We start from the raw sequence: 23,733 nt of genomic DNA, 5'->3' as shown, positions 1-23,733 counted from the left end.
GCGACTCCTGGGGCTTAGTGAGAAGAGGCGGTGGAGGCATTCGCCGGCGGCGAGGGGAGCCCGTCGTGGGCGTTGACGCGGACGCCATCGGCAAGTCGCTCGATACCTTCCACCACGATCTTCTGGCCTTGTTTCAGTCCGTGGCGTACCCGGTAGGCGCCGTCGGTGAGTTCGCCCAGCCGTACCGCCACCATTTCCACCTGGTCTCCTTCGCCGACCCGCCACACGTATGGGTTACCGCCGATGCGCACCACCGACTGCTGGGGCACGGTCAGCGCATCGTCATAGCGGGCGGCGGGCACCCGGGCGCGCACGAACATGCCGGGCAGAAGCCGGTGTCCCGGGTTCTCCACCACCACGCGGAGCAGCACGCCCCCGGTGCTGGCGTCCACGCTGACGCCGGAAAAGAGGATGCGGCCGGTAACCTCGTATGGGCTGCCGTCGCCACGCAGAATCGGCACCGGCAGGCCTTTTTCGAGCGAGACGTTGTCCGCCATCGCATCCTGCAGTGTTGCCAGCGAGGCCGCCGGGCGTCGAATGTCCACATAGACCTTGTCGATCTGCTGGACCCGGGCCATGGGCGTGCTGTCGCCGCTGGCGACCAGGGCGCCCTCGGTGACCAGTTCCTGGTCGATGCGGCCGGCGATGGGGGATCTCACGGTGGAAAATTCCAGGTCCAGACGGCGGCGCGACAGAATGGCGCGGGCCTGGGCCACCTCGGCGGCGGCCATGTCACGTTTGGAGACGGCATCGTCGAAAACCTGCCGGCTGATCGCCTCGGCCTCGACCAGAGGCTTCAGCCGCTCCGCCTGGGCCCGGGCGTGATTCAGCTCCGCCCGCGCTTTTTGCAAGGCGGCTTCCGCCGTGGCCACCTCGGCGCGGAACGGCGCCGGATTGATTTCGAACAGGGGCTGCCCCGCCTTAACGTTTGCGCCCTGGTCAAAAAGACGGCGCTGCACGATGCCGCTCACCTGAGGCCGGATCTCGGCGACGCGAAAAGGCGCCACCCGGGCCGGAAAATCCTCGGCCAGCTGCAGGTTCACCGCCGCCAGGGTAACCACGGTGACGCGGGCGGGCGGCGGCGTTTCCTCCTGGGTGGCGGGCCCGCAACCCGCCAACAGGGCCACCAGCAATGCACCGACGCAACGGTGGCGGCGCAGGGGCGCGACGTTCATGGATAAGGTTCCTTCAGAAGCGGGCGGAGATCCGCCGGCAAATGGCATCGGAGGGACTGTATCCAAGCGCAATGGCGTTTACGTTGATGTTATGTGGAGATAGCATGGAGAGCACAACGAACCTGCCACCAGGGCTTTTCATGACCACCGCGCCCGGGCCCGCCGGCCCTTCTTCCGACTCCCAGGCCCTGGTTCTTATCGCCGAGGACGAGCCCGACATCGCCGACATTCTGCAGGCCTACCTGAGGCGGGCGGGCCTGCGCACCGTGCACGCGGGGGACGGCCGCCGGGCCCTGGACATGCACCGGTCGATGAAGCCGGATATCGTGCTGCTGGATGTGATGATGCCGAAGCTGGATGGCTGGAAGGTGCTGTCGGAGCTTCGCCACCGGGGCGCGACGCCGGTCATCATGCTCACCGCCATGGACCAGGACATCGACAAGCTCATGGGGCTGCGCTGTGGTGCCGACGACTATGTGGTAAAGCCGTTCAACCCGGCCGAGGTGGTGGCCCGCACCCAGGCGGTGCTGAGGCGCACCCTGGCCGACGACGAGCAGCGGGTTCTCCGGGTCGACCCCTTTGTTATCGACCTGGACCAGCATGAAGCCGCTGTGCGGGTGGAGGGGCGTTTGCACACTCTTGCCCTGACGCTCACCGAGTTTAAGTTGTTGACGCACCTGGCCCGGTCGCCGAGGAAGGTGTGCACCCGCGCGGAGCTGTTGGTCGCTTGCCTGCCGGAGGGCGATGCCCTTGAGCGCACCGTCGACAGCCACATCAGTAAACTGCGCAAAAAGCTGGAGGAACTGGGCGTGCGCGGTGTTCCGGTGAGCATCCGCGGGGTCGGCTACCGGCTGTGGGGATCGGAATGAGACTGAGTGGTTTGAGCCGTCAGATCGCGCGCACCATGATGGCCATGGCGCTGGGCATCACAGTGCTTGTGGTGTTGACGTCCTATGTCTTCTATTTCCTGGCGCTCCGCTATTTTCCTGAACAGATCGATGAAACGGCCTGGTGGCCATCGGCACCGGAATGGCTGTGGTTGGCGGCGACCACCGTCGCCGCTCTGGGGCTCGCGGTCATGGTGGCGGTGAAACTCTCCCGCCGTATCCTGGTGCCGTTGAATTCGGTGGCGGACAGCCTGCGCCGCGTGGCCCAGGGGGATCTGAGCGTGCGCGCCACCGCTGGAGATCGTTCGCTGGGCGAAGCCGCGGAGCTGGCCGATGACTTCAACGCCCTGGCTGGTCAATTGCAACGGGTCAGTGAGGAGCTGGCCTTCTGGAACTCGGCCATCGCCCATGAGCTTCGAACCCCGGTTACCATTTTAAAAGGACGCCTGCAGGGCCTGTCGGAGGGCGTATTTCCCGCCGATGAAAGCCAGTTTCGTGGGTTGTTGACCCAGGTCGACGGCCTGTCCCGGCTGATCGAGGATCTGCGCACGGTCAGTTTGACCGAAAGCGGCCATCTGAATCTCCACGTTCAAAACACGGACCTGTCCGCCGAAATTCGGGATGTGGTGGAGTTATACAAAGAAGCTCTGGAAGCAGCAGGCCAGCGGCCGGTTCTGGATCTGCACGCCGGGCCCGTGCATTGCGATCCCATGCGCATACGGCAAGCCCTGCTGGCGCTGCTGGACAATGCGCGCCGCCACGCGGTCCCCGGAACGATCAGGATTCACAATGGCCAGGAAGGTGGACGTTACTTTCTGCGGGTAGAGGACAACGGACCGGGTATTCCCGAGGCACTTGCTTCGCAGGTGTTCACCGCCTTCCGGCGGGCCAACCCCGCCCGGAGCAGCGTCCGGGATGGTGGCAGCGGGTTGGGGCTGGCGGTGGTCGCCGCGATTGCCCATGCCCACGGCGGGCAGGCGACCTGCCGACCGTCCTCGGAGGGTGGGGCTTGTTTCGAATTGTCCTGGCCCGTGGCGCAGGCAGCGGATTAGCCGCCGAAAGCCCCGGGCCCTTGCTCCGGCGCGGGCCGGAACAAGGGCTGGGGTCAGTGTGCCGGGGACGGATTACTTGTTGGGCGCACTGATGTATTGCAGGAACGCGCCCCGTGCCGGCAGCAGCATATCAAACTGACCCGCGTGGTCGATCTCGCCGGGGGCGTCGTACACTTCCACGTCAAAAGTCAGCGCCACCGGGTTGGTATTGATCTGGTCGGCGATCATACGGCCGGTGTCGTCAAAGTGGACCGGGCCTTCCAGATTCAGGGTCACCGGGATGCTGGTCAGGTTGTGGCTCAGGTCACCCACCTGCGGGAAGTTCATGTTGCGTCGCAGATCCGGAGCATCGATGTACAGATCCACCGTGGCGTTGAGCATCGGATTGCCTTCCTGGTCGCTGCTGATCCAGGCACTGATCGGACGGTTGCGCAGGCACGGTTGCAGCGTTTCATCACACTGCGGATCCGCTTTGGCATAGCGCATACGCATCAGGTGGTAGCCGCTGTCGATCTGAATCGGCATGGAGTTGGACAACAGGGTGACCACGGACAGGGCGGTACTGACGATCTGACTGGGCCAGATCAGCACCTCGATGCCTTGCCCCTCCACGTAGTGATCGGTGACTTCCACCGCCAGGCCGGAATGCATGAAGGTGAATTTCCGCTCCGGACAGGTCATCGGCGTCGGCACCCCGGTTTGCATGAGCACGTCTATATCATAGGGGCAACCGATACTGAGGCCGTTGAAGTAGAACATCTCGGTGAATTCCCCTGGTTGGATCCAGGGTGAAAGAGACAGCATCTTGGCGCTGTTGGGCGGCGGCTGGATGCCATCCGGATCGTGAACGTCCGGGGCCTCGTCCAGCGGTGAGCCTTCCAGGCGTCGCTCCTCATGTTGGTATTTTCGATGGTTTATCTCCATGCCCAGGTACGCGACGCTGAGCACCTGGTCCAGCGGCACATCCACGAAGGGGTTGATGTCGTGGTAGAAGTTGGCGTTGCTGTCCACCGAAGCGGTGGTCAGCAGTTGCAGCACATTGCCGGAGGGCACGGTGGCTCGGAATACATGGCGCATGGTGGGGCCGCCCAACGGGCTGTCGGCGGCCTGGGTCTTCATGTACTTGAGGCCGTTGTTGTCCTGCACGATGTCGGTGTCGTAGAGCTGGGTCTGCAGCGGCCGGCCTTGCCGGTCGCAGATACCATCGGAGCCGTCGCAAAGCGGGGGAGCGGGCATAATCGGAGTACTATCCTGTCGCCGCTCCACGGTCAGGCCGTCACCGTTGCCGACCAGGCTGTAACGATACAGGGTGCCCGGCTGCCAGGGGGCGTCCGGGGTAAAGCGGATATCGGGGCCGCTCACCTGGAGGGTCCCCGCCACCGCGCCGGTGGGCGCGCCCTGTTCATCCAGCGCTTCCACCAGAAAGGTACGGCCAAGCAGCACGGTGCCGGGATCAAGGTCGCGGGTGGTATGCACATGGATGGACCCGTTGGCGGCCAGGGTGCTGATCGGCAGTAGATCGTCGGCGTGCTTGGTGATGGTGTGGAAAAGACCAGGGGCGTCGATAAGGTTGTGGTACTCGGTATCCAGTGCCCCCTGACAACGACCGGCGATGCCGGCGCCCAGATCCTGGGTGGACTCGTCGATCACACAGGGGAAGCCCGGGTAGGCCATCAGCACCACCGGGGCGTGGTCCATGATCAGCTCGCTGTAGATGCGGTTCTCCTCCGCCGAGCCTTCGTCCCTAGAGGCCGGATAGCGCGCCAGCCACTGATAGTCGGAAACAAGCCAGGGGAAGGCGAACTCCAGAGGCTGCGTGGCCGGTGCCACCGGTATGCCCTGGAGGTCGGCAAGGGTGTTGCCCAGGGTTACCTGATAGGAAACCTCGTCGCCATCGGTGGGGCTTTCCAGGGCCGTCGCCGGCTGCAGGATCACGGTGCTGCCGTCGGTGCGGGCGCTGGTTTCCACCGGTCCGGTGGTGCCATTGCGGGTGGCCAGCAGGGTGATGCTGTCCAGAGTGCGGTTATCAATCGGCTTGCTGAAGGTCAGTACCACCGGGGCGTTGGGGTTGACCACGGTGGTGTCGGCGTGGGACCAGCTCTGCAGCGTGGCGACGCTGGTGTCGGTGTTCGCCGGCGGCGGATTGAGTTGGTCCGACAGGGAACGGAGGCTGAAGCTCAACACCCCTTTTGCCCGTTCAGTACCGAGCACTTTGGGCTGTACCACGCCAATGGCGTTCACTGTCAGAACACCATTTTCCACCATCGCGGTGCCTTGCAGTTCAACGTGCATCAGGTCCTGGGTGATGGCCCCATTGGCCCGTGCATCGCCGGTGCTGATCGCCAGATCCATGAACAGGGTCACCTGGCGCGGCGCATCCGGTGCCTTGCTGTACGGGTTCGGCGACAGGTAGCCGCTGGCGTCGGAAAGGAAATGGATGCGCACGTCGCCGGAGGTGAAGCCCGCCGGCACTTCGCCGCCGATCATGACGTCGATGGACGCGGAGTCAATCAGCGAGCCACGGGCGATGCGCAGCGGCGTGGTGTCGGGAAAGTTCGGCACGAAAGCCAGTTCCGCCTGCAACAGGCCGCTGGCCTGGGTGACGGTATCCTGGCCGAGCAGAACCGAGGCCATCGGCACCAGATTGACCGGCGCACCGGTCAGCGGCGAGACCGAGCCATCGGCGAGGATGTCCTGCACCATCACGGCTCTGTCGCCACCGCCCGGCGGGCGGGTGTCCAGCGGCGTGAACCGGGTGCGCAGGCTGAGGCCGTCCGCTGACAGGGATTGGCCCAGGGTGCTGGTCACGCCGGGGGGTCAGTTCCAGTGTGTACTGCTCGCCGGGGGAGAGGTCCTCGACCGGGTCCACGGTCAGGTAAGGGCCGTGGCTCAGCACCACCGCATCCACCAGGGTGTTGTCGCTGTCCACCAGTCGAACGTTGTCGCCGTAGGCGATGGCGTCCGTGGCCAGAGGCTGGCTGAACTGAAGCCGGAAGCTGGAAAAATCCACGATCTGAAGCCGCGTGCCGTCGGGAATACGGCGCAACAGGGTAAAGGTGTCGGCGGCGACCTCGTTGGCGGGACCTTCTTCCCGGGCCCGGGTATCAAACGACAGGGTGCGGGCCGGCGCGGCGCCTTTTTCCAGGGCCAGGCTGTCCTGGTGGACCTGGTAGTGGCTGCGCGGCGCGAAATCGTCCGCCGACGTCAGGATCAGGCTGCGCCGATCCGCGCTCAGGCTGGCGGTGACATCCACCAGGTTATCGTCGGCATCGCGTACCGTTACCGCATGCTGCGGGGCCGGGTCGGTAATGGCGGATGAAAAGCGCAGAACCACCGGCGAGGGCAGGACTACCTGCTGCTGCTGATCGGCGGGGAAGGCATAGATCAGGCTCTGTGGCCGGGTGTCGCCGCCGCCGGTGGCGTCACTGCCACCGCCGCCGCCGCAGGCTGAGAGAGCCAGCGTGAAGCCGGCGATAATCAATTTGTTCATGGGTTCTCGCTTCTCGAAAGGGTAGCAGGCCATGGGGCGCGGGCGGGGGGCCGTGGTTCTCGCGGAGACGCCATCCGCGAGAGCCGCGAGTACCCGCCTTGCTGTACTGGCGATTTTGAAATGGCTCATTTTCATTTTTTTCTTCTTACTTTTCGGTTGTGCAGGGAGGTACGAAACCATTGGATACAATGGCTTTTTTCATGGATACCTTTCCCGTGGACGCACTCAGCCCGTGGCGGAGGGCCACTCAGAAACAGGTATCAGGGAAGTAGGGAGGCGGCGGTGGGGTGACACCCATGCCATCGGCATGGATCGCGCCGCGGCGATGCTAAGAGGGCGGTGCGCCCGGACGAATGCCTGACAGAAGATTCATGCCGTGCAGTGATCTGGCGTTCATTATTTTTATCCTGAGACATCGACCGAGTCGCTCGAATCCATACGCTTTGCTCGACCGAAGCTTCCTGCCGGCGACCGAGTTATTCTAGCAGCACTTCTCCAATAGTGTACAAGTGCAAACAAAATTTTTGTTCAAGTCATCCATGTGTCATGGGAGAGTATTTCTTTGTAACGGGCCTTGAAAGTGAACAAGTGATCGCCGGATGGCGGACGGCATAAAGACGGTGCCGGCGATGGGTAGGGCCAGGATTGATGCGGGCTTCGGGGATTTCAAAACCAGAAAAAAACCAACAAAAAGGCCGCGTCAGCGGCCCTCGTGCGGTGATGATTCTTGGGAAGGGGCGCCGGTTGGCGCGATCGTCACCACGATAATGGCCGGCGTGTTTGGGGCACGCCGGCCTGCTGACGCGGCAAAACGTTGCCGGGGCCGAAAGGAGACGGCCCCGGCGATTCGGTGAAGCCGTCTTAGAAGACTTCGAACAGACCGGCGGCGCCGATGCCGCCGCCCACGCACATGGTTACCACCACGTACTTGACGCCGCGACGCTTGCCTTCGATCAGGGCGTGGCCGGTCATCCGCGCGCCGGACATGCCGTAGGGGTGGCCGATGGAGATGGCGCCGCCGTTGACGTTGTATTTGTCCGGGTCGATGCCCAGCTTGTCACGGCTGTACAGGCACTGGCTGGCGAAGGCTTCGTTCAGCTCCCACAGGCCGATGTCGTCGACGGTCAGGCCGAAACGCTTGAGCAGCTTGGGTACCGCGAACACCGGGCCGATGCCCATTTCGTCGGGATCACAACCGGCCACGGCCATGCCGCGGTAGGCGCCCAGCGGGGCCAGGCCCAGACGCTCGGCTTCCTTGGCTTCCATCAGCACGCAGGCGCTGGCGCCGTCGGACAGCTGGGAAGCGTTGCCGGCGGTGATGAACTTGCCTTCGGACAGGGACAGGCCGTCCTTGAACACCGGCTTCAGGCTCTGCAGGCCTTCCAGGGTGGTCTCCGGGCGGTTGCCTTCGTCCTTGGCCAGGGTCACTTCCTTATCGGAAATTTCCTTGGTCTCTTTGTTCATCACCTTCATGTTGGTGGTCAGCGGCACGATTTCGTCGTCGAACTTGCCTTCCTGCTGAGCCTTGGCGGTGCGCATCTGGGACTGGAACGCGTACTCGTCCTGGGCATCGCGGGACACGTTGTAGCGGTCGGCCACGATTTCCGCGGTTTCCAGCATGCTCATGTAGATGTCCGGACGGTGTTCCTTGAGCCAGGGGTCACGGGCACGGAAGGTGTTCATCTTGTCGTTCTGCACCAGGGAGATGGACTCCAGGCCGCCGGCCACCGCCACATCCATGTTGTCGACGATGATTTCCTTGGCGGCGGTGGCGATCGCCATCAGGCCGGAGGCACATTGGCGGTCCATGGTCATGCCGGCCACGGAGGTCGGCAGGCCGCCGCGCAGGGCGCACTGGCGAGCCACGTTGCCGCTGGTGGAGCCCTGTTGCATGGCGGCGCCCATGATCACGTCCTGGATGGTCTCCGGATCGATCTTGGCGCGCTCCACGGCGTGCTTGATGACGTGGCCACCCAGCTCCTGGGCCTGGGTGTCGTTGAAGGCACCGCGATAGGCCTTGCCGATCGGGGTACGGGCGGTGGAAACAATGACGGCTTCTCTCATGATGGGCCTCGCTCTCTCTTAATTCAGTTTAATGCCCTTGGCGTGGGCGGCTTTGGTAAGAATCTTGGACACGTGATCGCCGCCGTTCTGCATTTCCTTGGCGTCGCTCATGTCACTCAGTTGGTCGAAGTGGGCGGCGATGGCGTCCGGCGTGCGTTCGCCTTCGTCCAGGTAGATGCCGTCACTTTCCATCAGGCGCACCATGGCATAGCAGCCGGCGCCGGCCAGCACGATGCGGCGGTTGGGCGCCTGGTCGCTGGCCAGGAACAGTACCGCCGGGGTGATTTCCGAGGGTTCCAGCAGCGCCAGCACTTCCTTGGGCATCAGGTCCTCGGTCATGCGGGTGGCGGCGGTGGGGGCGATGCAGTTGATCTTGATGTCGTACTTGCCCCCTTCCAGACACAGGGTGTTCATCAGGCCGGCCACGGCCATTTTGGCGGCGCCGTAGTTGGCCTGGCCAAAGTTGCCGTACAGGCCGGAGGTGGAGGTGGTCATGACGATGCGGCCGTAGCCCTGGTCGCGCATGATCGGCCATACCGCACGGCTGCAGTTGGCGGAGCCGGTCAGGTGCACGGCCACCACCTTATCCCATTCGTCGTCGCTCATTTTGACGAAGCTTTTGTCGCGCAGGATGCCGGCGTTGTTGATCAGGACGTCAATGCGGCCCCACTTATCCATCACCGCCTGGACCATGGCCTGGACCTGTTCGCGGTTGGCCACGTCGGCGCCATCGGCCATCGCTTCGCCACCGGCGGCGGTGATTTCCGCCACCACTTTCTCGGCGGCCTCGCTGGAACCGCCGCTGCCGTCCCGGGCACCGCCAAAGTCATTGACCACCACCTTGGCGCCCAGCCGGGCCAGTTCCAGGGCGTGACATTTACCCAGCCCGTTGCCGGCGCCGGTGACAATGGCCACCCGACCTTCGAAATTGATGCTCATAAAAACTCTCCGTTGGAGAGCCACAAGCTACAGGCTTCAAGCCGCAAGCAGGCATGGCGCCGCTTGCAGCTTGAAGCTTGTGGCTTGTGGCTGGTTTCAACCCAGAATCGTCAGACCCAGCCATTCGCAGGCGATGGCCGGTTTGTCGACGCCATCGATCTCCACGCTGATGGCGTAGCGGACCAGGAACTGATTGTCGCCACGGGGTTCCACGCTTGCCAGTTTGAAGTGGCCGCGCACTTTCGAGCCGGAACGTACCGGGTTGAGAAAACGGACCTTGTCGAAACCGTAGTTGATGCCCATCACCGCGCCTTCCAGGCGCGGCACCACGTCCATGGACATGGCGGACAGCAGGGACAGGCTCAGGAAGCCGTGGGCGATGGTGCCGCCGAACGGGGTTTCCTTGGCGGCCCGCTCCGGGTCCACGTGAATCCACTGCGGGTCCTCGGTGAGGTCGGCGAACGCGTCGATGCGCGCCTGATCCACCGGGAACCAGCGGGAGGTACCCAGGTCCTCGCCGACCTTGGCTTTCAGTTGTTCGATGCTGAGCGTGTTGTTGGACATTGTGGTGCTCTCCGAATCCGTGAATCAATAACCGCGCAGGGCCGCGAAGCGGTCGGCGCAGTAGTTGGCGTCGCCCAGGGTTTCGCCCCCGGCGCGGGCGCGCTTGAGGAAGAAGCCGATGTCGAATTCATCGGTCATGCCGATGCCGCCGTGCATCTGCACCGCTTCCTGGCCGGCCAGCAGCGCCACCCGGGAGGCCTTGGCCTTGGCGGCCAGCACCTGCTGGTCGGCGTCCTCGGCGTCCTGGTCGCAGGCGTTCAGCGCCTGCAGGGCCAGTGCCTCGCTCATCGCCACTTCGCCGCTGAGCTGGGCGGCGCGGTGTTGCAGCGCCTGGAAGGTGCCGATCAGGCGGCCGAACTGCTTGCGCTCCTTGAGGTAGCCCAGGGTACGCTCAAAGGCTTCCAGTGCCAGCCCGGACAGTTCCGCGGCCAGAACCGCGCGGCCGGCGCGCAGGGCGGCGGCCAGGGCGGCGGCGCCATCGGCCATGGCTTCGGCGGGCACCTGGTCGAAACGGACCCGCGCCGCGTTGCGGCTGTCCGCCATCACCGTGCGCTCGATGGTCACGCCGTCGGCCTTGGGGTCCACCAGGTACAGGGCGGCCTGGTCGCCTTCACCGGCGGCCACCAGCAGCAGGTCGGCCACATGGCCGTCCAGTACCAGACGTTTCTCGCCGCTCAGGGTGCCGCCTTCAACGCGGGCCCGCAGGCGTTCCGGACGGTGCTTGGCGCCGTCGTCCACCGCCAGGGCGATGATCGAGGTACCTTCGGCGATGGCCGGCAGCCATTTCGCTTTCTGCTCGTCGCTGCCGCCGGCGCTCAGGGCGGCGGCGCCCAGCACGGCGGTGGACAGGAACGGGGTCACCGACAGGTTGCGGCCGATCTCGCGGGCCACCAGGCCGGCGCCCACCAGGCCGAAGCCGATGCCGCCGTGTTCCTCGGGCACCAGGATACCGGTCAGGCCGGCTTCCACCATGGCCTGCCACAGCGGCTCATCGTAACCCTTGTCATTGTGTTCGTCGCGCAGTTGGCGCAGGTGGGACACCGGGCCCTTGTCGGCCATCAGCCGGGCCACGGAGTCCTGCAGCATCTGTTGTTCGTCGTTGAGCTTCATAGTCGACTCCTTATGCGTCCGGCAGGCCCAGCAGGCGTTTGGAAACGATGCCCAGCATCACCTCGGAGGTGCCGCCTTCGATGGAATTGCCCTTGGAACGCAGCCACTCGCGGGCGAACAGGCCGCCCAGGGTGCGCTCGCTGTCCCACTCCAGGCCTTCGCTGCCCAGGGCGTCCATCATCAGTTCGTAGCGGCGCTTGTTCAGCTCGGTGCCGTAGTACTTGAGCACCGCGGACTGGGCGCCCACGCCCTGGCCGGCTTCCGCTTCGGCGCGGATCTTGCCCACCAATGCCTGGAACGCCATATGGTCGATTTCCAGGTTGGCGATGTCGGCGCGCAGGCCGGCGTCGGCCAGTTTGCCGTGCTCGGTGCCCACGTATTCCGCGGCCAGCGGGCCCAGGGCACGGCCCTTGAGGAAGCCCGGCGGTTCGCCACCGATGTTGTTGCGCTCATGGGTGAGCAGGTATTTGGCCACGTCCCAGCCACGGTTCAGCTCGCCGACCACCTGGTGCTTGTCCACCTTGACGTCGTCGAAGAAGGTCTCGCAGAACGGGGATTCGCCGGAAATCAGCTCGATGGGGCGGGTGGAAACGCCTTCGTTTTCCATGTCGAACAGCACGAAGGAAATGCCGTTGTGCTTGGTGGCCTGCGGGTCGGTGCGCACCAGACAGAAAATCCAGTCGGCCTTGTCCGCGTAGGAGGTCCAGATCTTCTGGCCGTTGACCACGAAGTGGTCGCCTTTGTCCTCGGCGCGGGTTTGCAGGCTGGCCAGGTCGGAGCCGGCGTTGGGCTCGGAATAGCCCTGGCACCAGCGGATCTCGCCCCGGCAGATCGGCGGCAGGTGCTCGCGCTTGAGTTCCTCGCTGCCGAACTTGAGCAGCGCCGGGCCGAGCATCCAGAAACCGAAATTGCTCACCGGGGTGCGCGCGTTGATGCGCTTCATTTCCTCGGCCAGAATCTCGGCCTGTTCCTGGCTCAGGCCGCCGCCGCCGTATTCCTTGGGCCATTGGGGGGCGGTCCAGCCCTTCTCCGCCATGCGTTCCATCCAGACTTTCTGAGCCTCGGACTGGAACTGCCATTTGCGGCCGCCCCAGCAGTGGTCGGCCTGGCTTTTAAGGGGTTGGCGCATTTCCTCGGGGCAATTGGCATCCAGCCAGGCCCGGGTTTCCGCGCGGAACTGTTCGAGATCCGACATCTTGGGTCCTCCCGAGCTGTTGTGAAACAGCTTTTCATTTATTAGGCAAATCGCGCCCAAAGTATGTTTGCCCCGTCCCGGTGCGTCCAGTGTGAAAAGCGGCACGGATCGCGGCGGTAATGACATTATTGACCATGCCGTGTGCAAAAACGGCTAACCCGGGAGGCATCGGAAAACGGCGCGCCCGTGCTACATTTGCGCCTTACCCCAGATGGGGCGCCGCCCGACCCGACGGGCGGCGCCCCGAGCGCGTGGCAGAAGAGGACTTTCCATGACATCCCACCGGGCCGGGCTGGACACCAGCCCCCGCGACACCATTCTGGACGCGGCGGCACGCGCCTTTATGGAGCGAGGTTTCAAGGCCACCAGCATCGACGACATCGCCCGCCGGCTCGGCGCCACCAAGGGCATGGTCTATCACTACTTTGATTCCAAGACCGATCTGTTCTTCGACATCCATCAGCGCGGCATGGACGCTCTGTTCGAGGCCATCGAGCCGGAACTCAAGCGCGACCTGCCCGCCGCCGAGCGGCTGCACGCCATGGCCCGCCGCCACGTGGCCACCCTGATCGAGACCCAGCACTTCCAGCGCGCGGTGGCGGAGGGGGTGCAAATGCACCTGCGGCTGAGCACCACCGAGGCCCAGCGCCGCGAGCTGACCCGCCTGCAGAACCGGCGCCGGCGCTACGAGCAGGTGTTTCTGGAGGTGCTGTGCGAGGGTATCCGCCAGGGCGACCTGCACGCCGGCGACCCGCGCCTGGCCATCAAGCCGGTGCTGGGCGCCCTCAATTCGGTGATCAACTGGTATCACCCGCGCTATGACACCGGCCCCGGCGCCCTGGACGCCCTGGTGGAGGAGGTCACCACCGTGGCCCTGCGCGGCCTGACCGTGCGCTGACCGCCCGGCCGCCGTAGGAGCGGCTTCAGCCGCGATTTCAGCCGCGATGGCCCGGCGGCGGAGCAGGGCGGCACCGCAGCCTATTTCTTGTTCAAGACTTTTTCTTGTGCAAGAAGGTGTCGAAGATCGCCCGGGTTTCGTCGCTGAACATGCGCTCGCCAAACAGGACCGACTCTTTCTTGATCTGCTCGCGGATGGCGTCGGCGCCGTGGCGGGTGAGCTGCTTGGTGTAGCGCATCGCCTGGGGCGGTTTGGCGGCCAGCTTGGCGCCCAGTTCCAGGGCCTTGTCGCGCAGTTCCTGGTCGCCACAGCGGTAGGCCACCAGGCCCATGCGCAGGGCCTCGTCGGCGTCCAGGCTGTCGCCGGCCAGCAGCAGCCGGTTGGCGTTCTGGCGACCCAGCAGGCCGGGCAGGATCAGGCTGGAGCCGGCTTCCGGCACCAGGCCCAGGTTGATGAAGGCGGTGTAGAAGCGGGCGCTGTCGGCGGCGATCACCAGGTCGCAGTGCAGCAGCAGGGTGGTGCCGATGCCGGTGGCGTTGCCGTGCACCGCGGCCAGCACCGGCTTGTCCAGTTCCAGCAGCCGGTGCACCAGCTGCATGGCGGCGCTCAGCTCACCGTTGCGGCGCGCTTCCGGGTCGGCGTTAAGAAAATCGCCGATGTCGTTGCCGGCGGTGAAGGCGCGGCCATTGGCGTTCAACAGCAGGGCATTGAGGTCGTCGCGGTCGCGGAAGTGGTCCACCGCGCGGCCCAGGTCCAGGTACATCTCGGTGCTCAGGGCATTCAGCTTGTCCGGCCGGTCAAGGGTGACCTCCAGCAGGGCGTCGTGCTCGGTGACGGCCACGAAGCCGCTTTTCAGATCCAGGCTGCTCATTGGTGTTGTTCTCCCAGTCTCGCCAACGATAAAGCCACGAAAATATCGGAATAGGGTTCCACGATAAAGGCTTTTCCCCATAAGTCTCATTTATTCTCCCGGATGCAAAATATCAATTTCACTAACTTCGGGCCCTGCTCTAGGCTGGTCCCAACATTGCGAGGGCACAGTATCCATGGCCGAGTTTTACCTGGTCCGTCACGGGCAGGCCTCCTTCGGGGCCGATAACTACGACAAGCTGTCCGACCTGGGTCACCAGCAGGCACGCTGGCTGGGCGAGTACTACCGCGAGCGGGGTCTGGAGTTCGACGCCCTGGTCACCGGCGACCTGGTACGCCATGTGGAAACCGGCGAAGGGCTTCTGGAAGGGTTGGGCACGCGCCTGGACGCGGATGTGCAGCCCGGCCTCAACGAATTTGATTTTCACAGCATCGTCCGGGCCTATCTGAGCGCCCATCCGGACCAGGCGCCGCCGGAAGGCGCGCCGGTGGCCGCCTTCTACCGGGTGCTCAAGCGCGCCATGCAGCACTGGCGGGAGGATGGCCTGGAAGGCGCCCTGCCGGAAAGCTGGCTCGGCTTCCATAACCGGGTGGGCGGTGCCATGGCCCATATCCAGGCCCGCTACGCGGACCGCCGGCGGGTGCTGGTGGTCAGCTCCGGCGGCGCCATCGCCATGTGGATGCGCCATATGCTGAACACCGCGGACGACACCGTGGTGGAGCTTAATTTGCAGATTCGGAACACCGGCGTGACCCAGGGCTTCTTCAACGACAAGGTGTTCCGCCTTTCGGTGTTCAACCAGGTGCCTCACCTGGACCGGCAAGACCGCAGCGATTCCATCACTTACAGCTGATCCCGATCATCCACAGCCAGAGGAGCCCGCGGGTTCCCAACGGAGACGACAATGGATTTTCAGTACTCGGAAAAAACCCAGGACCTGATCAACCAGGTTCGCACCTTCATCAACAACGAAGTGCTGCCCGCCGAGCACACCTTCCACGAGCAACTGCAAAAGAGCCCCTGGGAAACCCCGGCGGTGGTCCACGAGCTCAAGGAAAAAGCCCGCGCCAAGGGTCTCTGGAACCTGTTCCTGCCCAAGGAGCACGGTGAGTGGAGCCCGGGCCTGAGCAACCTGGAATACGCGCCCCTGGCCGAGGAAATGGGCCGTAACCATTTCGCCGCCGAGGTGTTCAACTGCTCGGCCCCGGACACCGGCAACATGGAAGTGCTGGCCAAGTACGGCAACGAGCAGCAGAAAGAGCAATGGCTCAAGCCGCTGCTGGAAGGCAAGATCCGCTCCGCCTTCGCCATGACCGAGCCGGAAGTGGCTTCCTCCGACGCCACCAACATCGAAACCTCGATCAAGCGCGACGGCGACGACTACGTGATCAATGGCCGCAAGTTCTATATTTCCGGCGCCATGCGTAAGAGCTGCGAAATCATGATCGTGATGGGCAAGACCGACCCGGACAACCCCAATCGCCATCAACAGCAGTCGCAGATTCTGGTGCCGGTGAACACCCCCGGTGTCACCGTCAAACGGCCGATGTACGTGCTCGGCTCCCCGGACGCCCCGGAAGGCCATGCGGAAGTCATTTTTGACAATGTACGGGTACCCGCCGGGAACATTATCCTCGGTGAAGGTCGTGGCTTCGAAATCGCTCAAGGTCGCCTCGGCCCGGGCCGCATTCACCACTGCATGCGTCTGATCGGCGCCGCCCAGCGCGCCCTGGAATTGATGTGTGAGCGCGCCAACACCCGTATCGCCTTCGGCCAGCCGCTGATCAAGCAGGGTTCCGTGCGCGAGGATATCGCCAAGAGCTACTGCGAGATCGAACAGGCCCGGCTGATGACCCTGAAGGCCGCCGATCACATGGACCGCTACGGCAACAAGGAAGCCAAGGACCTGATCGCCATGATCAAGATCGTGGCGCCGAGCATGGCGTTCCGGGTGGTTGACCGCGCCATTCAGATCCACGGCGCCGTGGGCCTCAGCCAGGATACCCCGCTGGCCGGCTTCTTCGCCTACGCCCGGACCGTGCGTCTGGCCGACGGTCCGGACCAGGTGCACATGTCCCAGCTGGGCCGTAACCTGGCGAAGCGGTTCGAATAAACGCGGCGTTGACAGGAACAAACCGTAGGAGCGGCTTCAGCCGCGAAGGCCGGGGCGATCATGGCGCCGGCGATTCGCGGCTGAAGCCGCTCCTACAGCCATTTTTAAGGAGGAGAGTCATGTCCCAGGTGGATACTCTGGATACCGAGCGTCTCACGGCGTATCTGGAAGAGCATGTGCCCGGCTTCAAGGGGCCGATGAGCGCGGAAAAATTCGAGGGCGGCCAGTCCAACCCCACGTTCCGCATCAAGGCGTCCTCCGGCGAGTACGTGTTGCGCCGGCAGCCGCCGGGCAAGCTGCTCAAATCCGCCCACGCGGTGGACCGGGAATTCCGGGTGATGAACGCGCTGCGCGACAGCGACGTGCCGGTGCCGCGCATGTACCACCTGTGCGAGGACCCGGACGTGATCGGCTCCATGTTCTATCTGATGGAGTTCTGTCAGGGCCGGATCTTCTGGGACGCGGCGATTCCGGAAGTGGACAACGACACCCGCACCGCCATGTACACGGAAATGAACCGGGTGCTGGCGGCGCTGCACGACGTGGACCTGGAGGCGGTGGGCCTCACCGACTACGGTAAACCGGGCAGCTATTTTGAACGGCAGCTGGGTCGCTGGACCAAGCAATACCGCGCCTCCGAGATCAACCCTATCCAGGCCATGGAAGACCTGATGGTGTGGCTGGAGCAGCATCAGCCCGCCGACGACGGCCAGGTGTCCCTGGTGCACGGTGACTACCGCCTCGACAACATGATGTGGCACCCGGACGAAGCGCGGGTGATCGCGGTGCTGGACTGGGAACTGTCCACCCTGGGCCATCCGCTGGCGGATCTGGCCTACCAGTGCATGCAGCTGCGCATGCCCCCGGAAGGCGGCAACCTGTCCGGCCTGCAAGGCAAGGACCGGCACGCCCTGGGCATCCCCACCGAGCAGGAATACGTGGCCATGTACTGCCAGCGGCGCGGCATCGACCACATCGACCATTGGGAATTCTATCTGGCATTCAGCTTCTTCCGCCTGGCCGCCATCGCCCAGGGCGTGGCCAAACGGGCCCAGGAAGGCAATGCCTCCAGCAAACGCGCCAGCTGGGCCGCCCAGGTGGTGGAGCCACTGGCCGCCATGGCCATGAAGATTGCCCGCGAAGGGGCCTAAAACACAGTCACAAGCTGCAAGCTGCAAGCTGGGCTAAGCCGCCCGATCGGCTTGAAGCTTGAGGCTTGAAGCTTGTAGCTATTACATCTTTCGGGAGAGAAAGAATGAGTACTAAATTGTTTGATCTGACCGGCAAGCTGGCCCTCGTGACCGGCGCCAGCCGGGGCATCGGTGAGGAGATCGCCAAGCTGCTGGCGGAGCAGGGCGCCCACGTGATCGTTTCCAGCCGCAAAATCGACGGCTGCCAGGCGGTGGCGGACGCCATCAACGAGGCCGGCGGCAGCGCCGAGGCATTCGCCTGCCACATCGGTGAGATGGCGCAGGTGGAAGCGATCTTCGAGCACATCAAGAGCGCCCACGGCGGCAAGCTGGACATCCTGGTCAACAACGCCGCCGCCAACCCCTACTTCGGGCATATCCTGGATACCCCGGTGGCGGCCTTCGATAAAACCGTGGACGTGAACCTGCGCGGCTACTTCTACATGTCCGTGGAAGGCGCCAAGCTGATGCGCGAGCAGGGCGGCGGCGCCATCGTCAACACCGCCTCCATCAACGGCCTGTCGCCGGGCAACATGCAGGGCATCTATTCCATCTCCAAGGCGGCGGTGATCAGCATGACCAAGTCCTTCGCCCAGGAATGCGCCGAGTTCAACATCCGCGTCAACGCGCTGCTGCCCGGCCTGACCAAAACCAAATTCGCCGGTGCCCTGTTCGAACAGGAAGCCATCTACAAGAGCGCCATCGCCCAGATCCCCATGCACCGCCACGCCGAACCCCGCGAGATGGCCGGCACGGTGCTGTATCTGGTGTCGGATGCGTCCAGTTACGTGACCGGCGAGTGTGTGGTGGTGGATGGCGGGTTCACCATTTAAAAGCAGTTGAAAGTTGAAAGTGAAAAGGGCGGCTACGTAGCCGCCTTCAACTTTTAACTTGTCACTTTTAACTGCGCACCCGCGTCCGGTGAGGCAGCGGCCCCGGCCGCGCGCACCGGCGCCTGATGGAGATTCCTATGGACCCAATGCTGGATTTCACCGGCAAGGTGGGGCTGATCACCGGCGCCGCCAGTGGTTTTGGTGCTTTGTTGGCCCGGGAGTTGGGGCGGCGCGGGGCGCGGTTGGTGTTGGGTGACCTCAACATGGCGGCGTTGGACCGGCTGGCCGCGGATCTGGAAGCGGAGGGCGTGGAAGCGGTGGCGCGGCGTTGCGATGTGTCCAGCGAAGCGGACTGCGCGGCCCTGGTGGACACCGCCCTGGAACGTTTCGGCCGCCTGGATCTGGCCGCCAACAACGCCGGCATCGCCCACGGTTTTCTGGGCATGGAAGAATTGACCGGTGAACTGCTGGACCAGCAGATGAACGTCAACGTGAAAGGCGTGATGTTCGGCATGAAGTATCAGATTCCGGCCCTGCGCAAAAGCGGTGGCGGCGCCATCCTCAATACCAGTTCCATGGCCGGCATCGGCGGCGGTCCCAAGATCGGTGCCTATGCCGCCTCCAAGCACGCGGTGATCGGTCTGACCCGCACCGCCGCGGTGGAATGCGGCCGCAAGAACATTCGCGTCAACGCCATCTGCCCCTATTACACCCGCACCCCCATGCTGGAGGGCGACGGGCTGGCCGCCGGTGACCAGGCGGACCAGACCCTGGCGATGATGGCCGCCGGCAGCCCCATGAAACGCATCGGCGAGCCCGAGGAAATCGTCGCCGTGATGCTGATGCTGCTGTCGCCGGCGAATACCTATATGAATGGGCAGGCCATCGCCGTGGACGGCGGCGTCTCGGCGTTTTAAGCCCCACCCCGTAGGAGCGGCTTCAGCCGCGATGTTTTTAAAAGCAATGCCCGTCCGTGGCACTATCTCGGCTACAAATCGCGGCTGAAGCCGCTCCTGCAACGTCAATATCGGGAGAGAGAAATGAGCAATCGTTTGGCGGACAAGATTACCGTGATCACCGGTGCCACCTCCGGCATTGGCGAGGCCACCGCGCGGCGTTTCATTGAAGAGGGCGCCACCGTGGTACTGGCCGGGCGTTCCGAGGACAAGGGCGAGGCGCTGGCCGCCGAGCTGGGCGAGCGCGCCGTGTTCAAGCGTACCGACATCATGAGCGAGGACGACATCGCCGCGCTGGTGGATTTTACCGTGGACCGGTTCGGCCGCCTGGACTGCCTGTTCAACAACGCTGGCGCCGGCGACCGCACCACCGTGGACTCCTTTGACGAGCAGGAATTCGCCCGCATCATGCGCCTGCTGGTTGGCGCTCCGGCGTTCGGCATCAAGCACGCCGCCCGGGCGATGAAGGAAAATGGCGGCGGCAGCATCATCAATAACGCCAGCATCGCCGGCCACCGCCTGAACCAGGGCGGCTACCTGTATTCCGGCGCCAAGGCGGCGGTGGCCCACATGACCCGCCTGGCCGGCGCCGAACTGGGCGAGTTCAATATCCGCGTCAACGCCATCTCCCCCGGCGCCGTGGCCACGCCGATCTTCTGGGGCGGCTCCCAACGCGCCCAGGGCCTCAGCGACGAGGAAAACCAACGCAAGATGGAAAAGCTGCAGGCCAACCTGGCCAAGGCCACCCCCCTCCCGCGCTCCGGCCTGGCCGACGATATCGCCTTCGCGGCGGTGTTCCTGGCCAGCGACGAAGGTAGCTTCATCAACAGCCATGATCTGGTGGTGGATGGCGGGCGTATCGCCATGTTCAACGAGAAGGGTTGAGGGGTGTTAGTTTCAAGCTTCAAGCTTCAAGCTACAGGCGAAACACCTCCATTAAGGTTTGACGGGCTTTGAGAGGGCGTCACGCTGTTCTGGCTTGCAGCTTGCAGCTTGCAGCTTGCAGCTTGCAGCTTGCAGCTTGCAGCTTGCAGCTTGCAGCTTGCAGCTTGCAGCTTATAAGGAGAACAAAATGTCCAACTACACAGTCATCACCGACGGGCTCCTTTTCCCCGAGGGGCCCATCGCCATGCCGGACGGTACGGTCATCGTGGTGGAGATCGCCGCCGGGCGTTTGACCCGCGTGCATCCGGATGGTCGCAAGGAGACCATCGCCGAGCCCGGCGGCGGGCCCAATGGCGCGGCCATCGGCCCGGATGGGGCCTGTTATGTGTGCAACAACGGTGGCATGCAGTTTCACGAGAAGGACGGGCTGCTGTTGCCCGGGGACATGCCGGAGGATTATTCCGGCGGGCGCATCGAGCGTATCGACCTGGAGACCGGCAAGGTGGAGGTGCTGTACACGGAAGTGAACGGCGAACCACTGAAGGGCCCCAACGACATCGTGTTCGACAGGCAGGGCGGTTTCTGGTTTACCGACCTGGGCAAGGGACGGGGGCGCAGCCAGGACCGGGGCGGCCTGTATTACGCGCGTATCGATGGTTCCTTTATCCGCGAGGCGGTGTTCCCCATTCCCACCGCCAACGGCGTGGGCCTGTCACCGGACGAGAAAACCGTTTACGTGGCCGACACCCTGCCGGGCCGGTTGTGGGCCATGGACATCATCGGTGAAGGGGAGGTGGCGCGACCGCCGGGGCCGCGCCGGCCGGGTCGCCTGGTGGGGCAACCCTCGGAGTTCTGCTACTTCGATTCCCTGGCGGTGGACGCCGACGGCAACATCTGCGTGGCCACCATCTACCACTCGGGCATCACCATCTTTTCGCCGGACGGCGCCAGTATCCGCCATGTGCCCACTGACGATCTGGTGACCACCAATATCTGTTTCGGTGGCGCGGATCTGCGCACCGCCTACATCACGCTGTCCAGCGCCGGCAAACTGGTATCCATGCCCTGGGAGCGCCCCGGGCTGCCGCTGAACTTTCTCAACGTTTGAAATAGGGAGCATCGCGGCGGTGGCCGCGATGCCCTGTCAGACGCCGCCTTTCACTTCACCGGCCAGCGGTGGCAGCGGCGTGAAATCGCCTTCGCCACCTTGCTTGCCCGCTTCGATGGCGGCCTGAACTTCTTCCACATGCAGCATGCCGGCGTTCCAGGTCACCACATAGTCGAGGGCGTCGGCGGTGTTGTGATCCCGGGCGTAGGTGATCATGCGCTTGCAGCCGTGCACCGCCAGCGGTGATTTGCCGGCGATCTCCCGGGCCACCTCCATGGCTTTCCCGAGGGTGGCTTCGCGGCCGTCCAGTACCGCGTTGAACAGACCCCGGTACTCCGCCTCCTCGGCGCCCATGCGTCGGCCGGTATAGGCCAGCTCGCGCACGATGCCCTCCGGCAGCAGCTTGCACAGCCGGGGAAAGGTGCCCACGTCGGCGGTCAGCCCCACATTGACTTCATAGATGGTGAGAAAGGCGTCGGCACTGGCATAGCGCAGGTCGCAGGCACTGATCAGGTCCACGCCGCCGCCGATGCAGCCACCGTGCACGGCGGCGATCACCGGCACCCGGCATTCCTCCAGGGCGCTGAAGCTCTGTTGCATCAGCGCGGTGTGCTGGCGGAAGCGCGCCGCTTTCTGCACCCGGGCGGTGCGGTCCGCCGGGTCCGGCGGGGCGCCGAACATGCCCAGGTCTAGGCCGGCGGTGAAGTGCTTGCCGTTGGCGTTGATGACGATGGCGCGTACGCCACCGTCCGCGTCCAGGGCTCGCACCGCCGCCGGCAGCTCGTTCCAGAATGCCGCGTTCATGGCGTTGAGCTGATCGGGACGATCCAGGGTGATCAGCGCCACCCGGTCGTCCACGGACACGCTCAGCGTTTCATAGGTCATGGCGACCTCCCGCTCAGGGATGGAAAACGGATTTCACTTCCAGGAATTCCTCCAGGCCGTACACGCCCCATTCCCGACCCACGCCGGAGTGCTTATAGCCGCCGAACGGTGCCGGCAGGTCCAGCTGGGCCCCGTTCAGATGCACCATGCCGGTACGCAGCCGGGCGGCCACCTTGGCGGCGTCCTCCACGGTGGCGCCGTAGACATAACCGGACAGGCCGTAGTCGGAGTCGTTGGCGATGGCCACCGCCTCGTCCAGGTCCTGGTAGGGGATCATCACCAGCACCGGGCCGAAGATTTCCTCGCGGGCGATCAGCATCTGGTTGTTGACCTCGCTGAACACCGTGGGCCGGGCATAAAAGCCCTTGTCCAGGCCTTCCGGTTTGCCCGGGCCGCCGCTCACCAGCTTGGCGCCTTCCTCGATGCCTTTCTCGATCAGCGATTGCACACGCTTGAACTGGCGCTCGTTGGCGATTGGCCCGATCCGGGTGCTCTCGTCCCGGGGATCACCCACCGCCAGTTTCTCGCACACCTGGGCGGCGATGGCTTCCGCCTCGGCCAGCTTGTCCGCCGGCACCAGCATCCGCGAGGGGGCGTTACAGCTTTGCCCGGTGTTGCCCATCATGGATTGCACACCGTGGCCCACCGCTTTCTGGAAGTCCGCGTCGGCGAGAATGATATTGGCGGATTTGCCGCCCAGTTCCAGGGAGACGCGCTTGAAGGTGTCGGCGGCTTCCTTGCTTACGGATGCGCCGGCGCGGGTGGAGCCGGTCAGCGACACCATGTCCACGCGCGGGTCGGAGGACAGCATCGGGCCCACCTCGGCGCCGTCGCCGTAGATCATATTGAAGACCCCGGCGGGCAGGCCGGCTTCATCGATAATCTCGGCCAGTACCATGGCGGACAGCGGCGCGAACTCACTGGGCTTGAGCACCATGGTGCAGCCGGCGGCGATGGCCGGGGCCACCTTGCACAGCACCTGGTTCATGGGCCAGTTCCAGGGCGTGATCAGCGCGGCCACGCCGGCGGGCTCGCGGCGCACGGTGGCGCGGCCCAGGGTTTCCTCGAACTGGAAGTCGCGGGCGGCTTCCAGGGTCGATTTGATGTGGCCCAGGCCCATGGGCGCCTGCACCTTGGCGGCCAGGCTGTGGCGCGGCGCGCCCATTTCCCGGCTGATGGCGTCGGCCATGTCGTCCAGGCGGGCCTGGTAGGCGGCCAGCAGCCGTTCCAGCATGCCCAGCCGCTCTTCCAGCGGCAGGGCGGCAAAGCCCTCGAAGGCATCGCGGGCGGCCTGGATGGCGGCGTCCACGTCGCCACGGCCGGCCAGATAAACGGTGCCTTCGCTGGCCTCGGTGGCCGGGTTGATCACTTCGAAGGGTTTGGCGTCGGCGCTGGGCGCGACCCAACCGCCATTGATATAGAACTGTGCCAGATGACTCATGAATGCTCTCCCTGGGAAACGAGTTGAAAGATGAAAGTTAAACGTTGAAAGGGCGCTTTCGTCGGACGCTTTCCTTT

The 23,733-nt window shown here is 64.5% G+C and carries 21 protein-coding genes; 10 read left to right on the top strand and 11 right to left on the bottom strand.

Going from position 1 to position 23,733, the window contains the following annotated elements:
* Nucleotides 1–14 precede the first annotated feature (14 nt).
* Nucleotides 15–1,175, bottom strand: coding sequence for an efflux RND transporter periplasmic adaptor subunit (locus FGS76_RS09215; RefSeq protein WP_138772346.1), 1,161 nt, complete (start codon nt 1,173–1,175; stop codon nt 15–17).
* A gap of 104 nt (nt 1,176–1,279) precedes the next feature.
* Between FGS76_RS09215 and FGS76_RS09210 the strand changes: the two genes are divergently transcribed.
* Together FGS76_RS09210 and FGS76_RS09205 are read left to right on the top strand one after the other, a co-directional pair.
* A complete protein-coding gene (locus FGS76_RS09210; protein WP_240692486.1) occupies nt 1,280–2,044 on the top strand; it encodes a response regulator in 765 nt (254 codons plus the stop codon).
* A gap of 11 nt (nt 2,045–2,055) precedes the next feature.
* Nucleotides 2,056–3,114 (top strand): sensor histidine kinase, encoded by a 1,059-nt coding sequence (locus FGS76_RS09205; protein WP_240692485.1) that lies wholly within the window; start codon nt 2,056–2,058, stop codon nt 3,112–3,114.
* 72 nt (nt 3,115–3,186) lie between these two features.
* Here FGS76_RS09205 and FGS76_RS09200 read toward each other — a convergent pair whose 3' ends face one another.
* The 7 genes from FGS76_RS09200 to FGS76_RS09175 all read right to left on the bottom strand — a co-directional run bounded on the left by FGS76_RS09200 (nt 3,187) and on the right by FGS76_RS09175 (nt 12,476).
* Nucleotides 3,187–5,379 (bottom strand): Ig-like domain-containing domain, encoded by a 2,193-nt coding sequence (locus FGS76_RS09200; RefSeq protein ID WP_377899738.1) that lies wholly within the window; start codon nt 5,377–5,379, stop codon nt 3,187–3,189.
* Nucleotides 5,380–5,620: 241 nt separating this feature from the next.
* Nucleotides 5,621–6,604, bottom strand: coding sequence for an Ig-like domain-containing domain (locus tag FGS76_RS19890; protein ID WP_377899728.1), 984 nt, complete (start codon nt 6,602–6,604; stop codon nt 5,621–5,623).
* Nucleotides 6,605–7,465: 861 nt separating this feature from the next.
* Entirely contained in the window at nt 7,466–8,668 is a 1,203-nt protein-coding gene (locus FGS76_RS09195; protein ID WP_138772342.1) for an acetyl-CoA C-acyltransferase, read from the bottom strand.
* Between the two features lie 18 nt (nt 8,669–8,686).
* Complete coding sequence (locus FGS76_RS09190) at nt 8,687–9,607, bottom strand: SDR family oxidoreductase (protein ID WP_138772341.1); 921 nt, start codon at nt 9,605–9,607, stop codon at nt 8,687–8,689.
* Nucleotides 9,608–9,703: 96 nt separating this feature from the next.
* Nucleotides 9,704–10,171 (bottom strand): MaoC family dehydratase, encoded by a 468-nt coding sequence (locus FGS76_RS09185; RefSeq protein ID WP_138772340.1) that lies wholly within the window; start codon nt 10,169–10,171, stop codon nt 9,704–9,706.
* Nucleotides 10,172–10,195: 24 nt separating this feature from the next.
* Nucleotides 10,196–11,281 carry an acyl-CoA dehydrogenase family protein gene (locus FGS76_RS09180; RefSeq protein WP_138772339.1) on the bottom strand — a complete coding sequence of 362 codons (1,086 nt, stop codon included), beginning with the start codon at nt 11,279–11,281 and terminating at the stop codon, nt 10,196–10,198.
* 10 nt (nt 11,282–11,291) lie between these two features.
* Nucleotides 11,292–12,476, bottom strand: coding sequence for an acyl-CoA dehydrogenase family protein (locus tag FGS76_RS09175; protein ID WP_138772338.1), 1,185 nt, complete (start codon nt 12,474–12,476; stop codon nt 11,292–11,294).
* A 271-nt stretch (nt 12,477–12,747) separates the two neighbouring features.
* On the opposite strand from FGS76_RS09175, the gene FGS76_RS09170 reads away from it, so the two are divergent.
* Entirely contained in the window at nt 12,748–13,374 is a 627-nt protein-coding gene (locus FGS76_RS09170; RefSeq protein WP_138772337.1) for a TetR/AcrR family transcriptional regulator, read from the top strand.
* 91 nt (nt 13,375–13,465) lie between these two features.
* Here FGS76_RS09170 and FGS76_RS09165 read toward each other — a convergent pair whose 3' ends face one another.
* Entirely contained in the window at nt 13,466–14,245 is a 780-nt protein-coding gene (locus FGS76_RS09165; protein ID WP_138772336.1) for an enoyl-CoA hydratase/isomerase family protein, read from the bottom strand.
* 175 nt (nt 14,246–14,420) lie between these two features.
* On the opposite strand from FGS76_RS09165, the gene FGS76_RS09160 reads away from it, so the two are divergent.
* The 7 genes from FGS76_RS09160 (at nt 14,421) to FGS76_RS09130 (ending at nt 21,330) form a co-directional block, all read left to right on the top strand.
* On the top strand, nt 14,421–15,098 hold the full coding sequence (locus FGS76_RS09160) for a histidine phosphatase family protein (RefSeq protein ID WP_138772335.1): 678 nt from the start codon (nt 14,421–14,423) through the stop codon (nt 15,096–15,098).
* A gap of 51 nt (nt 15,099–15,149) precedes the next feature.
* Nucleotides 15,150–16,358 carry an acyl-CoA dehydrogenase family protein gene (locus tag FGS76_RS09155; RefSeq protein WP_138772334.1) on the top strand — a complete coding sequence of 403 codons (1,209 nt, stop codon included), beginning with the start codon at nt 15,150–15,152 and terminating at the stop codon, nt 16,356–16,358.
* 119 nt (nt 16,359–16,477) lie between these two features.
* The gene (locus FGS76_RS09150; protein ID WP_138772333.1) at nt 16,478–17,509 is read left to right on the top strand and encodes a phosphotransferase; all 1,032 of its coding nucleotides are present in this window, start codon (nt 16,478–16,480) and stop codon (nt 17,507–17,509) included.
* A 104-nt stretch (nt 17,510–17,613) separates the two neighbouring features.
* Entirely contained in the window at nt 17,614–18,381 is a 768-nt protein-coding gene (locus tag FGS76_RS09145; protein WP_138772332.1) for an SDR family oxidoreductase, read from the top strand.
* Nucleotides 18,382–18,518: 137 nt separating this feature from the next.
* A complete protein-coding gene (locus tag FGS76_RS09140) occupies nt 18,519–19,298 on the top strand; it encodes an SDR family NAD(P)-dependent oxidoreductase (RefSeq protein WP_138772331.1) in 780 nt (259 codons plus the stop codon).
* A gap of 123 nt (nt 19,299–19,421) precedes the next feature.
* Nucleotides 19,422–20,222 (top strand): SDR family NAD(P)-dependent oxidoreductase, encoded by an 801-nt coding sequence (locus tag FGS76_RS09135; RefSeq protein ID WP_138772330.1) that lies wholly within the window; start codon nt 19,422–19,424, stop codon nt 20,220–20,222.
* A 187-nt stretch (nt 20,223–20,409) separates the two neighbouring features.
* Nucleotides 20,410–21,330 carry an SMP-30/gluconolactonase/LRE family protein gene (locus FGS76_RS09130; RefSeq protein ID WP_138772329.1) on the top strand — a complete coding sequence of 307 codons (921 nt, stop codon included), beginning with the start codon at nt 20,410–20,412 and terminating at the stop codon, nt 21,328–21,330.
* A gap of 36 nt (nt 21,331–21,366) precedes the next feature.
* On the opposite strand, the gene FGS76_RS09125 is transcribed toward FGS76_RS09130, so the two are convergent.
* Together FGS76_RS09125 and FGS76_RS09120 are read right to left on the bottom strand one after the other, a co-directional pair.
* Nucleotides 21,367–22,215 carry a crotonase/enoyl-CoA hydratase family protein gene (locus tag FGS76_RS09125; protein WP_138772328.1) on the bottom strand — a complete coding sequence of 283 codons (849 nt, stop codon included), beginning with the start codon at nt 22,213–22,215 and terminating at the stop codon, nt 21,367–21,369.
* Nucleotides 22,216–22,228: 13 nt separating this feature from the next.
* A complete protein-coding gene (locus tag FGS76_RS09120; RefSeq protein ID WP_138772327.1) occupies nt 22,229–23,656 on the bottom strand; it encodes an aldehyde dehydrogenase family protein in 1,428 nt (475 codons plus the stop codon).
* Nucleotides 23,657–23,733 lie beyond the last annotated feature (77 nt).

It is taken from the genome of Alloalcanivorax gelatiniphagus, from assembly GCF_005938655.1.
Lineage (GTDB): Bacteria > Pseudomonadota > Gammaproteobacteria > Pseudomonadales > Alcanivoracaceae > Alloalcanivorax > Alloalcanivorax gelatiniphagus.
Note: the sequence above shows the minus strand (reverse complement) of the source record. Positions and strands in the feature narration are given on the sequence as shown.

Coding starts and splice junctions, on each gene's coding strand:
- FGS76_RS09215 (WP_138772346.1), bottom strand. CDS start 1,175: ATGAACGTCGCGCCCCTGCGCCGCCACCGTTGCGTCGGTGCATTGCTG.
- FGS76_RS09210 (WP_240692486.1), top strand. CDS start 1,280: ATGGAGAGCACAACGAACCTGCCACCAGGGCTTTTCATGACCACCGCG.
- FGS76_RS09200 (WP_377899738.1), bottom strand. CDS start 5,379: ATGGTGGAAAATGGTGTTCTGACAGTGAACGCCATTGGCGTGGTACAG.
- FGS76_RS19890 (WP_377899728.1), bottom strand. CDS start 6,604: ATGAACAAATTGATTATCGCCGGCTTCACGCTGGCTCTCTCAGCCTGC.
- FGS76_RS09195 (WP_138772342.1), bottom strand. CDS start 8,668: ATGAGAGAAGCCGTCATTGTTTCCACCGCCCGTACCCCGATCGGCAAG.
- FGS76_RS09190 (WP_138772341.1), bottom strand. CDS start 9,607: ATGAGCATCAATTTCGAAGGTCGGGTGGCCATTGTCACCGGCGCCGGC.
- FGS76_RS09185 (WP_138772340.1), bottom strand. CDS start 10,171: ATGTCCAACAACACGCTCAGCATCGAACAACTGAAAGCCAAGGTCGGC.
- FGS76_RS09180 (WP_138772339.1), bottom strand. CDS start 11,281: ATGAAGCTCAACGACGAACAACAGATGCTGCAGGACTCCGTGGCCCGG.
- FGS76_RS09175 (WP_138772338.1), bottom strand. CDS start 12,476: ATGTCGGATCTCGAACAGTTCCGCGCGGAAACCCGGGCCTGGCTGGAT.
- FGS76_RS09170 (WP_138772337.1), top strand. CDS start 12,748: ATGACATCCCACCGGGCCGGGCTGGACACCAGCCCCCGCGACACCATT.
- FGS76_RS09165 (WP_138772336.1), bottom strand. CDS start 14,245: ATGAGCAGCCTGGATCTGAAAAGCGGCTTCGTGGCCGTCACCGAGCAC.
- FGS76_RS09160 (WP_138772335.1), top strand. CDS start 14,421: ATGGCCGAGTTTTACCTGGTCCGTCACGGGCAGGCCTCCTTCGGGGCC.
- FGS76_RS09155 (WP_138772334.1), top strand. CDS start 15,150: ATGGATTTTCAGTACTCGGAAAAAACCCAGGACCTGATCAACCAGGTT.
- FGS76_RS09150 (WP_138772333.1), top strand. CDS start 16,478: ATGTCCCAGGTGGATACTCTGGATACCGAGCGTCTCACGGCGTATCTG.
- FGS76_RS09145 (WP_138772332.1), top strand. CDS start 17,614: ATGAGTACTAAATTGTTTGATCTGACCGGCAAGCTGGCCCTCGTGACC.
- FGS76_RS09140 (WP_138772331.1), top strand. CDS start 18,519: ATGGACCCAATGCTGGATTTCACCGGCAAGGTGGGGCTGATCACCGGC.
- FGS76_RS09135 (WP_138772330.1), top strand. CDS start 19,422: ATGAGCAATCGTTTGGCGGACAAGATTACCGTGATCACCGGTGCCACC.
- FGS76_RS09130 (WP_138772329.1), top strand. CDS start 20,410: ATGTCCAACTACACAGTCATCACCGACGGGCTCCTTTTCCCCGAGGGG.
- FGS76_RS09125 (WP_138772328.1), bottom strand. CDS start 22,215: ATGACCTATGAAACGCTGAGCGTGTCCGTGGACGACCGGGTGGCGCTG.
- FGS76_RS09120 (WP_138772327.1), bottom strand. CDS start 23,656: ATGAGTCATCTGGCACAGTTCTATATCAATGGCGGTTGGGTCGCGCCC.